Genomic DNA, 9,675 nt, shown 5'->3' with positions numbered 1-9,675 from the left:
TCTTCCTTAGCAGAATCTGAGAACCCCAATTTTGGGGGTAATGTTTACCGATATGAAGGAGATGGCAACTGGATTCATTGCGGTAAACTTCCGGAAGTGGAAGCGATCAACGGAATGGTCGTCTATAAGGGAAACCTGTATGCCTCATCGATGTATAAACCGGCTGCTTTTTTTCGTTACGATGGAGGAACACGCTGGACTTCCTGTGGAGTACCAGACGGGAAACGTGTGGAATCTCTGGCTATCTATAATGGGGACCTGTATGCTACCGGCTATGATGAAGGTGCAGTCTATCGCTTTAACGGGAAGACCTGGTCGCATGCTGGAAAGGTGGGGGAATCAACTCAAACGTATGGATTTACAGTTTACGAAGGAAACCTCTATGTAAGTGAATGGCCTCATGCAGAAGTATATCGTTATGAGGGGAAGAATCAGTGGAAACTCGCTGGTCGATTGGGAGAAGAAAAAGAGAGCATGCCTTTAGTTGTTTATAATGGCAAGATGTATGGTGGCACATTACCGTTGGCAGAAGTATATCGGTATGACGGCGGACTCAACTGGACGAATACCGGTCGGTTGGATATGACTCCTGACGTGCGTTATCGTCGCGTATGGTCGATGGCTGTATTTCAGGGACGACTGTTTGCTGGAACATTACCCGCCGGTCGTGTGCATTCCATTGAAGCTGGCAAAAACGCAACCTACGATACAGCCCTGAAACCGGGATGGCGACATATTACCGCGGTCAAAGCAAAAGATCGGCTGAAACTCTATGTCGATGGTAAGCTTGTAGCGACTTCTACCCCATTTGATCCAGGTGATTATGATCTGACAAATGTAAAACCACTTAAGATCGGTTTTGGTGCTCACGATTATTTCAACGGGAAAATGAAAGTTCTAAAACTCTTTCGGCGTGCCTTGACTGATGATGAAATTCAAAAGTTATGCAAGGGTGCGGAGTAAACGACACTTGGATCACTCTGAACAAGCAAAAAAAAGAGCCACCCGCTTCCAGGGGTGGCTCTGATACTTTTATCAACTGCTGAAGCTTCAGATTACTGGATTCCAAATCTTTGACGTAGTTCGCTTTCCAGTATGGGGACACGTCCCTGTTCTTTGATCCATAATGGTTTCAAGGGGAAGCTATCGGGTAATTTCAGGCCCTTGAGTTCATGGATGTATCTCCAGAGAATGATGGCCTGTAGACCTTCTTCAATGGCCAGATCTTCATGTATGAGGCTGGGATATTTATTCAAGACTTTGGCATAGAGCGCCATCCCTTTTTCCAGTTCCGCTTTTGCTTCGTCGAACTCAGCTTTGCGGAAGAGTTGCTCACCATCATAGAGGGACTTGTGCGCATCAATCGTATCGGATTCTGATTCGGATTTAGCACGGGTTCGCCAGAAAAGGTAATTGACCATATTCTGATAGCGGCCCGTCCAATATCGTTTATCCTCTTCGGAGACATTATCGCGCTTTGCGAGGTTCTTAATATCTGGTTCGGACCATTCGAGTACGATCGGGCCTTTAGGGGAGATAAATTCTTCTCGACCGAAAATGGCAGTCCAGTCTTTGAAGCCTTGATCCCAGGCATCTGTACGTTGTTTTCCAAATTTTCCTTCGCGCTGCATCGCATTGGCATAATCGAACTGGGCGTGCCAGGGAGCAGATCGGAATAGCATTCTCATTTGTAAATGCTGTTTATGTTTCAATTCTTTTTCATTTGCTAAAAGAAACTTTTCCTTGGCAACCTGATAGTTATCGAGGCGTTCGGGATTGATTTCCGGATCGGGACCATTTTCGAATCGTTCTGTATCAGGATCGACTTTATAAAATTTTCTGAAAAGTCTCCATTCATCAGAACGTCCGACTTTTTGACCGTGCAGATTTCCGACTTTCCAGTCAAGTTCGGGAAATCGCTCATTGCGTGTTACACCCTCATTCAGGAACTTGATACCTTCTTTGACCCAGAAATAACGGTCTTCGACGGCGTCCCATTCTGCGGAGACATTGTATGCCAGATTCCAACCCTGGAAGTCCCAGACTTTCATATAGTGAGGCTGTAAGAGAATGATTGAATCCACGGTAGAACGCAGTTTGGCCCATTCCTTTTTTTTCTGATGTTCATTGGCGTCCATCCACAGTAGATTCGTGGCAATTCCCCTGAGACCCAGCAGGACAAAATTCATTGATGCACTGGAAGGGTCCACATCGCCTAATGTGCTTTCACCCAGTTCATGTTCGACACGTAATTTTGCGAGCTCACCGCCAGAGCCTTCTTCACCTGTAGAAGGCATGCCTAGCCAGATCACAGGAATGAGTAAGACGATAATGGCAATGACATAAGCGAGCTTACGATGTTTGGAAGTGAGTTTATTCATTTCGCCTCCAGTTCGCGAAGTTTCAAGCTATAAAAAGAAACAATTAAACAAGGAAGAATATAGGCCGCGACTGTGACAATGCCTGGCAGAAGTGCGGCATCCCATGACACATCAAAACCTTTAATTACGTATTCCCGCATATTTGAGAAGATTCCAAAATTCGGAATGATTTGCTGACAGAGCCAGAGGAAATTAATGATACCCATGTCAACAATTTGAATCATGAATTTCACGGGACCATCAGGGAGTGGTGTCTGCGAGTTCATATGAGTTATCAAGCGATACCAAGCTTCGATGGCGCCCGATGCCTGCATTTTGCCACTTAGAATTTCAGCCATGTATTCCTTGGACATAAAGCCGACTAAGACTATTGTCATCGTGGTAAGAATAGCAACAGGTCCTTTCACAAAGCAGCTAATCGTTACGCCCAGCATGATCACCAACACCATGGGTAACCAGATTCCAAAGATGGCTTTTGAATAGCCTGATATAAAGGCATGGTCGGGCGTACGAATATAAAGGTCAGAGCGGGCCATACCCAGTAGTTGCCCTGCTTCCAGGCACTGGACTTCTATGGTCAGGTTTCCATTGTCATCAACCAGATCATCGAAAATGTCGACTTCGACTTTCTCTTTGCCATCTTCACTCTCGTGCATGATTTTACGGTTAATTTTCAGCCTGTTTTCCAGATATTCTTTGTTGATCAATGGTGCGGTATCAACTCTCAGACCTTTATCTTTGTTGACAAATATGAATTGATAGAGAATGCCTCCTTTTTCCATATTGCCTTTATGAGTTCGAAATGCTTCGAAAGAAGACTGGAGATTCAGTTCGTCATTAATGGCGTCACTTTCGTCGATGTCCTTGAACGTAAAGATTGCACGTGCTTTGGTGGCTCCTTCGATATAACTGCGGTGCATCCAGATGTCTCCGACATTGAGACCTGCTGAGGGGGCGCCTTCACGGTCAGTGAACTTGATTTCGCCATAAATGGGGACCTTGGAGACCAGGTTCGCCTGGACACTTTCCGGGACCTGCCGATTGATCCAGATATAACCAACGGTTCCCATTACCAGCAGGATGGCACTTCCCAGCAGGGTAAAGCCCAGCATTCTGCCGATGACGATTTCAATTCGATAGACGGGTTTGGTGACTACCGTGTGAATTGTTCTCAGACGAATGTCTTCAGGCAGAGACCAGCAAGAGAGTAGCAGTATAATCGGAATGACCAGCCAGCTGATTGCTTTCAGAACAAAATCGATATAGGACTGTATTTGCAGGTCAGGTCTGTCAGCGGCACCAGCCAGGAACCAGCCTGCAAACATGAAAAGTACTGCAAAGATGATGAAGACAAACAGAATTTTTTGTCTCAGTGATTCGCGAATCGTCAAAGTAGACAGTGACCAGATGCGTCGACAGGAGAGGTGTGTGATTTGATTGAAAAAATCTAGAATGCCCAGAAAGACATCGCCGATTCCTTTCACTCCACGTGTGAGCACGCCCACCAACAGACAGACAATTAACGCGATAAACATTGTGCTTCCAAACACGGTGAGAAAATGTTTTAAAGCATCAAACAGGTCATAAGGAATAGGATCAAAAGACATAATAATTTACTTCTGTGAATAACATCTCATAGGAAATATTGCTCTCCTGTTCAATTCAGCGAGAGTCAGAGTCAATGATCGTGAGTAAGCCAGAATAAATGGGAATAAAAATGGTGCTTACTCAGCCGCTTTTTTCTCTTGGGTATCTGGAACAAAACGTTGCCCCGGACGTTCTTTACTTTCCTGTACCGTTTTCAGGAACAGAGATTCCAGTGTTGCGGTTGGATGGTCAATTGTACCAACTTTTCCGTTGTGTTTCGCAACAACCTGTTCGATTTCCTTGATTGCCTCATCACTCAGTCGGGATGTCAGGATTTGCGTTTCATCCTGTTCTTTCAGCAAGTCTTCGACACGTCCCATCACTTTCAATTCACCACCATACAGAATGGCGATTCGATCACAGACATCCTGAACGTCTGCCAGAAGGTGGCTACACATCAGCACGGTTTTACCCTGAGCCTTCAATTCCAGAATCATCCGCTTCATGTCATCTGTACCAAGAGGATCCAGACCACTGGTTGGTTCATCCAGCAACACCAGATCGGGATTGTTGATGAGTGCTTGCGCCAAACCAATGCGGCGGGTCATGCCTTTGGAATATTCTTTCAGCTGGCGTTTTTTGGCATGTCCCAGGCCAACTTTTTCGATCAGTTCTGCCGACCGCTCACGGCGCTCTTCGGCAGACATTTTGAATAATCGTCCATAGAAATCAAGCGTTTCTTCCGCATTCAAAAAGCGGTATAGATAGGATTCTTCAGGCAGATAGCCGATGTGTTCATTCTTTTCCACATTCGATGCCGGCTGGCCAAGTACTTTGATTTCCCCTTCTGAAGGAAAAAGTAATCCGAGCAGTAGTTTCAGAGTGGTAGTTTTACCCGAACCGTTTGGGCCCAAGAGTCCGAAGATCTCCCCTTTTTTTACTTCAAGACTTAAAGAGTTGAGTGCACGAACTTTTTTTCGGCCCCAGAAATCACGATAGATTTTTGTCAGATTGCTAATCTGAATTACTGACTCGTTGTCCATTGGCGGTTCTTAGCTCCACTGTTTGTTAATTAGATGAAAACCAATAAATAAGAACAGTTTCTCAGTCCTGAAAAGAGAACCAATAAAAGTAACGCTAGAATATCTGCGAATATAGTACGATATGTGACGATACTCTGTTGGAAATAATACAATTTTCCAAGTTAGAAAATTTAAAACAGAGAATGCAGCAGATCACTGACTGGCGAACATCCATGAATGGGCCCCTCAATCAGAATTCCCTTCAAACACAGTGAACCGAAGTGAATAACACTCTAAAATCGGTAGCGAGCTGTTGCAAGGTATTAGAGAGGTATAGTGGGTTAAGATTTCAAGAAGACTTACCTGCCAACCTGTAAACAGGGTCGAATCATTACAACTTAACCTGAATTCAATACCGAATCAGAAGAAATATTGCTGGAATGTGATCGTACGAATAGCTAAAAGCGTGCTTTTCTTTGGGATAAATATTCAATCAGTGCTTTATCGAAAGGCATGCTGGTATCGAGGGGGACATAATCGACTCCCATTGCCTGTAATTTTTCAGTGTATGTCTCTCTGAGTTCATTCAAAGCTTCAAGATAGTCTGCCTTCATTCCCTCAGCGTCAACAATCATCGAGTCGCCTGCTTCTGGTTCTTTTAAATCAACCATTCCTTGGAAGGGGAAATAGACCTCGGCTTCATCCAGAACGTGAAATACGATGACATCGTGTCCTGCATAGCGAAGTCGTTGCAGACTGTCTAAAACTTGTTTCTGATCTGTTAATAAATCCGAGAAAATCATGAATAAACTGCGATGTTTGACCATCGATGCTATTTGCTGAATATTCTTTGAAACTTCAGTCATACCTGCGGGTTGTGAGTTTGCCAGCATGGCAAGAATATTTCCCAGTTGGCCTCGTTTACTACGAGCGGGGAGATAATTTTTTATTTGTTCGCCGAAGGTGATGAGACCTACCGGATCTTGCTGATGAATCATCATATAGGCCAAAGAAGCTGCCAGACAGATGGAATAGTCAAATTTGGAAAGCTGCTGACGATGTGTGTAAGCCATGCTTTCTGACAAATCGAGTACCAGATATCCGGTGAGATTCGTTTCAGCCTGATATTTTTTGATATAATAGCGGTCGGTTTTAGCATAAACCTGCCAATCGATGTCGCGTGGGTCGTCTCCCTGGGTATAGCGTCTGTGCTCACTAAACTCGACGCTGAATCCATGATAGGGGCTGGCATGCAAACCGCTAAGGAAGCCTTCGACGATGAATTTCGCCCTCAAATCGAGACGCGCAACTGTCTGAATGACTTCAGGTTTGAGATATTGTTCCACATTTGGCATCGGTGATGAGCTCCCCTCTCCATGACGCATTTACTATAGCAGCAGAGCGATTGAAAGTCCCCATTCGATTGAATTTTCCTGTTCAGGTAAGAGAGGGCTGGTAAATTTATTTTTCAGGGTGGGGGGAATGATCTATACTCTTGAACATTTTACAGTTCTTGTTTAATCTAAGTAATGAAGTAATAAGAGAGAGTTAAGATAATATAAATCTTCAACTTGCTTTAGAAGCGAGATAGAGTAGGTTTACCATAAGGAACTGAACGTTGGCTACTGCTTGATTCAACTGGCAAAGGTAGTAGCAGACGGTAGTTAATAATCAAGAGAAAAGTAAAAAACAGTACTGCATTTGCCCAGTAGCTATGTTAGTCTGGCAATGCGCAGCAGCGTTGATTGAGTTTTCCTCAATCAATCTCATATAAATTAATCATTCTGATAAATTGAGAGTGCTTTTGGTTTTATCTATTTGCAATTACTGATTCTAGTTCAATTTGCAAAAGCATTCATCGTGTTAATATCTTTCAATTATTATCGTAATTATTAGTCCACTGACAGGGGTTGATTATGTCAAACGACATAACTCCAGATGCAAAAAACGAAAATAAGTTAGAAATTCCATGTCCACTTTGTAACGAAATGGTTCGGACTGGACTCGTTCGTTGCTGGAATTGTGGTTCGTTTATGCGTGAGGATATTGCTGAAGCATATCGCAAGATGCAGGAGAATCCTGCACCGATGATCTTCAGTCAATTGCCGGATGATAATAATAATCCGGTTGAAGAGAACTCTCATGCCTCTACTGCAACCATGACAGCCCAAACCGATGCCCAAACCGATGATAGAGATGATGATTTCGATTTGGATAAGAGTATCTCCGTCCGGGAATATCAGTCCTCTGAAGATGATTTCCAGTTGAGTGCTAATCTTTCTGTCGGCAATGACGAACATATAGAAACCATTCCTTTGGCCCGGGAGGAATCTGCAAAGGAAGCAGAAGCGGACACATCAACCGAGAAAGAAGCAAAGCCAAAGTCCGAGCAAATTAAAAACACACCTGCTGAAGACCATTCCATAGCGACCGGGGGAGACGTCTTATTGAACGTTGCTATGGAAGAGGAGAAAGAAGACAAAAAACGCCGCAAAGGCTCTGGTAAGAGAAGACGACGCAGGTCTGGGAAAGTTGAAGGGGGAATTGTCGTTTATTGTCCGAATGGGCACCGAATTCGAGTTCGTGAAGAATATCGAGGTGCTTTAGGTAAATGCCCTGCCTGTAGTGTGGTGTATCTTGTGCCTTCCATCTCTGACAAACAGGATGAGACGGCAGATCAAGTCCCGGTTGACGAAGCCGCTAAGACGAATGAAGACATTCTATCTGGTACATTGGATGCGGGTGCTTACACACATTGGTTTAAAGACCTTCAGTTACACTCTGTTGATCCAACGAAACTAAAGTTGAAACCCAACAGTCTGGAAAAGTCATTTGTCACAATTGATCTGGCTGTATCTCCAGAAAAAATGTTGATTTTAGGACTTGTAAAATCAGGCTTGCTGGGCGGAGCTTCTAAAGAGAAGCAGGACAAAATCAGAGCGGAAATTTCCCAGCATCTTCGTGAGGAAAAAGAGGATGCCGAAATTCCTGCTGCCAGCGTGCAAATGATCAACGGTGATCAGATTCCGTCACTACGAGTGGCATTTCCTACGATGTATGACCATGAGTCGGTCTTTGCAGGAGTACCCGTCTTTGGCAAAGGGCGGATTGCCGTTGCTCTTCCCAAACAGGAAGATGCGAAAGAGAATCAATACTTGACCCTTTCCTTGACAGAGTACCGGAAGTTTTTTGCGGCCATGTCAGAACTCTATTCTCTCACTAATCTGGGGCAGGATTCAGGTATCCCGTTAACTGATCAATTTAAACAGGTGACCTGTCATTACAGCGAAGAATCGTTCGAAACCCTGGACAACGATAATCTTCCCTTGTATGAAGCAGATTCTGAAATTGAACTGTCTCTGGCAGGGAGACAGTGTCAGGCTTGCGAATTGATAGTGAGCGAAGATTCCCGAAAGAAAGAGAAAATCGGAGGCAAAGCGGGTAAAGGGATTTCCAAAGCAAAATGCCCTAAATGTAACGAAAAATTCGGCAATATTTCGCTTTGGCAGATTACCAGAGCTGAGGTTCCGGAACAGACTCCTCCAGCAGAATAAGCGCATGGCGCGTGTGAGGGGGGAGATTTTGACTGATGCTTTTCGTGTTTACATTCACGAGTCTGAATGCCATTTTCTGGTAGGCAATTCTGAGCCTCTACTTTAAATCGATCATTTAGAGATCCACTAGAGCGCATCCCATTTAATCATAACGTGTTTCATTCAATGATACTCGTTTCAAATGGCCTTGGAGACGCTGCCGAAACCCTCGGCGCAGGCTAGCGGTTTCGATGGTGTTGCTTCTGATCTCTCGACGCAGTGACGACAGCCTTGTTTCTGTAATTATAATACCTATAATTCATATAAGCCAACTGTCCAGTTTCAATCCGAGAGCATAAAGAGATCATCGAGTTGATTCGGATTGAGTAAGTGAGTTGGGTTAGGTTTAGTTTAAGATTTTACTTGTACTTATGCGATTAGGTATTTCTGTAACATTATGCAGATTTTGACCTTAAGCAGCCGGTTAGTTGGAGAATCCTCCAACCGATTTTCTTGACCACTCTAAAGTATGAGGTAGAATTAAAGTACGCAGAGCTGAGCAGGGAAGCACTCTAATGTGAGATACGTGTGTCAACTTTCCAGATTTGATGGATAAGTGACACAGAGGGGCTGCTTTCAAACTGTTCAGGAGAAATTGGTGTCACCAGGATTTGATCAGAATTTCAAAGAACTGGTCCGCCAGAGAACCAGCATCGTAGAGCTGGTGTCTGAGTCAATTCCATTGATTCCCAACGGTCGTGATTTCAAAGGCATCTGTCCGTTTCACAACGACCATAATCCATCCATGATTGTTTATCCTGAGCGTGGCACCTGGCGTTGCTGGTCCTGCAGTACAGGCGGAGACTGTTTTTCCTGGGTGGAAAAATATGATGATGTCAGTTTCTTTGAAGCTCTTAAGATCTTAGCAGAGAAGGCGCACCTGGAAGTTCCCCAGATGGCATCGCGTGACACCCATGCTTCTCAATCGAATGTGATCGAAAAAACGACCTTATTTGAAGTGATGAAGTGGGCCGAACAGCAATTTCACTTTTGCCTGCTGGAAACACAAGAGGGAGAAGCTGCACGCCGTTATTTGATGGAAGAGCGGGGATATACCGAAGAGACAATCAAACAGTTTCGCCTGGGCTTTCA

7 protein-coding genes are annotated in these 9,675 nt (G+C 44.4%); 3 read left to right on the top strand and 4 right to left on the bottom strand.

What is annotated here, in order from left to right; translation table 11 throughout:
* A partial coding sequence (locus tag Q0668_RS06310; RefSeq protein ID WP_298861484.1) for a LamG-like jellyroll fold domain-containing protein occupies positions 1 to 963 on the top strand: 963 nt, incomplete at its 5' end.
* Between the two features lie 92 nt (positions 964 to 1,055).
* Here Q0668_RS06310 and Q0668_RS06305 read toward each other — a convergent pair.
* From Q0668_RS06305 to Q0668_RS06290, 4 genes are all read right to left on the bottom strand, one after another.
* Positions 1,056 to 2,381 (bottom strand): hypothetical protein, encoded by a 1,326-nt coding sequence (locus tag Q0668_RS06305; RefSeq protein WP_298861481.1) that lies wholly within the window; start codon positions 2,379 to 2,381, stop codon positions 1,056 to 1,058.
* The gene (locus Q0668_RS06300) at positions 2,378 to 3,988 is read right to left on the bottom strand and encodes a hypothetical protein (RefSeq protein WP_298861478.1); all 1,611 of its coding nucleotides are present in this window, start codon (positions 3,986 to 3,988) and stop codon (positions 2,378 to 2,380) included. Before Q0668_RS06300 ends, Q0668_RS06305 begins: the two co-directional genes overlap by 4 nt.
* 117 nt (positions 3,989 to 4,105) lie before the next feature.
* Positions 4,106 to 5,011 carry an ABC transporter ATP-binding protein gene (locus tag Q0668_RS06295; RefSeq protein ID WP_298861475.1) on the bottom strand — a complete coding sequence of 302 codons (906 nt, stop codon included), beginning with the start codon at positions 5,009 to 5,011 and terminating at the stop codon, positions 4,106 to 4,108.
* Positions 5,012 to 5,448: 437 nt separating this feature from the next.
* Positions 5,449 to 6,345, bottom strand: coding sequence for a DUF58 domain-containing protein (locus tag Q0668_RS06290; RefSeq protein ID WP_298861472.1), 897 nt, complete (start codon positions 6,343 to 6,345; stop codon positions 5,449 to 5,451).
* 561 nt (positions 6,346 to 6,906) lie between these two features.
* On the opposite strand from Q0668_RS06290, the gene Q0668_RS06285 reads away from it, so the two are divergent.
* Together Q0668_RS06285 and Q0668_RS06280 are read left to right on the top strand one after the other, a co-directional pair.
* Positions 6,907 to 8,544, top strand: coding sequence for a hypothetical protein (locus Q0668_RS06285; RefSeq protein ID WP_298861469.1), 1,638 nt, complete (start codon positions 6,907 to 6,909; stop codon positions 8,542 to 8,544).
* Between the two features lie 637 nt (positions 8,545 to 9,181).
* The coding region (locus Q0668_RS06280) for a CHC2 zinc finger domain-containing protein (RefSeq protein WP_298861466.1) at positions 9,182 to 9,675 on the top strand (494 nt) is incomplete at its 3' end.

This window comes from uncultured Gimesia sp., assembly GCF_937910335.1.
In the GTDB taxonomy this organism is placed as follows: Bacteria; Planctomycetota; Planctomycetia; order Planctomycetales; family Planctomycetaceae; genus Gimesia.
Note: the sequence above shows the minus strand (reverse complement) of the source record. Positions and strands in the feature narration are given on the sequence as shown.

What these genes read in the sequence shown, in the direction of transcription:
- Q0668_RS06305 (WP_298861481.1), bottom strand. Translation starts at nt 2,381, where the DNA reads ATGAATAAACTCACTTCCAAACATCGTAAGCTCGCTTATGTCATTGCC.
- Q0668_RS06300 (WP_298861478.1), bottom strand. Translation starts at nt 3,988, where the DNA reads ATGTCTTTTGATCCTATTCCTTATGACCTGTTTGATGCTTTAAAACAT.
- Q0668_RS06295 (WP_298861475.1), bottom strand. Translation starts at nt 5,011, where the DNA reads ATGGACAACGAGTCAGTAATTCAGATTAGCAATCTGACAAAAATCTAT.
- Q0668_RS06290 (WP_298861472.1), bottom strand. Translation starts at nt 6,345, where the DNA reads ATGCCAAATGTGGAACAATATCTCAAACCTGAAGTCATTCAGACAGTT.
- Q0668_RS06285 (WP_298861469.1), top strand. Translation starts at nt 6,907, where the DNA reads ATGTCAAACGACATAACTCCAGATGCAAAAAACGAAAATAAGTTAGAA.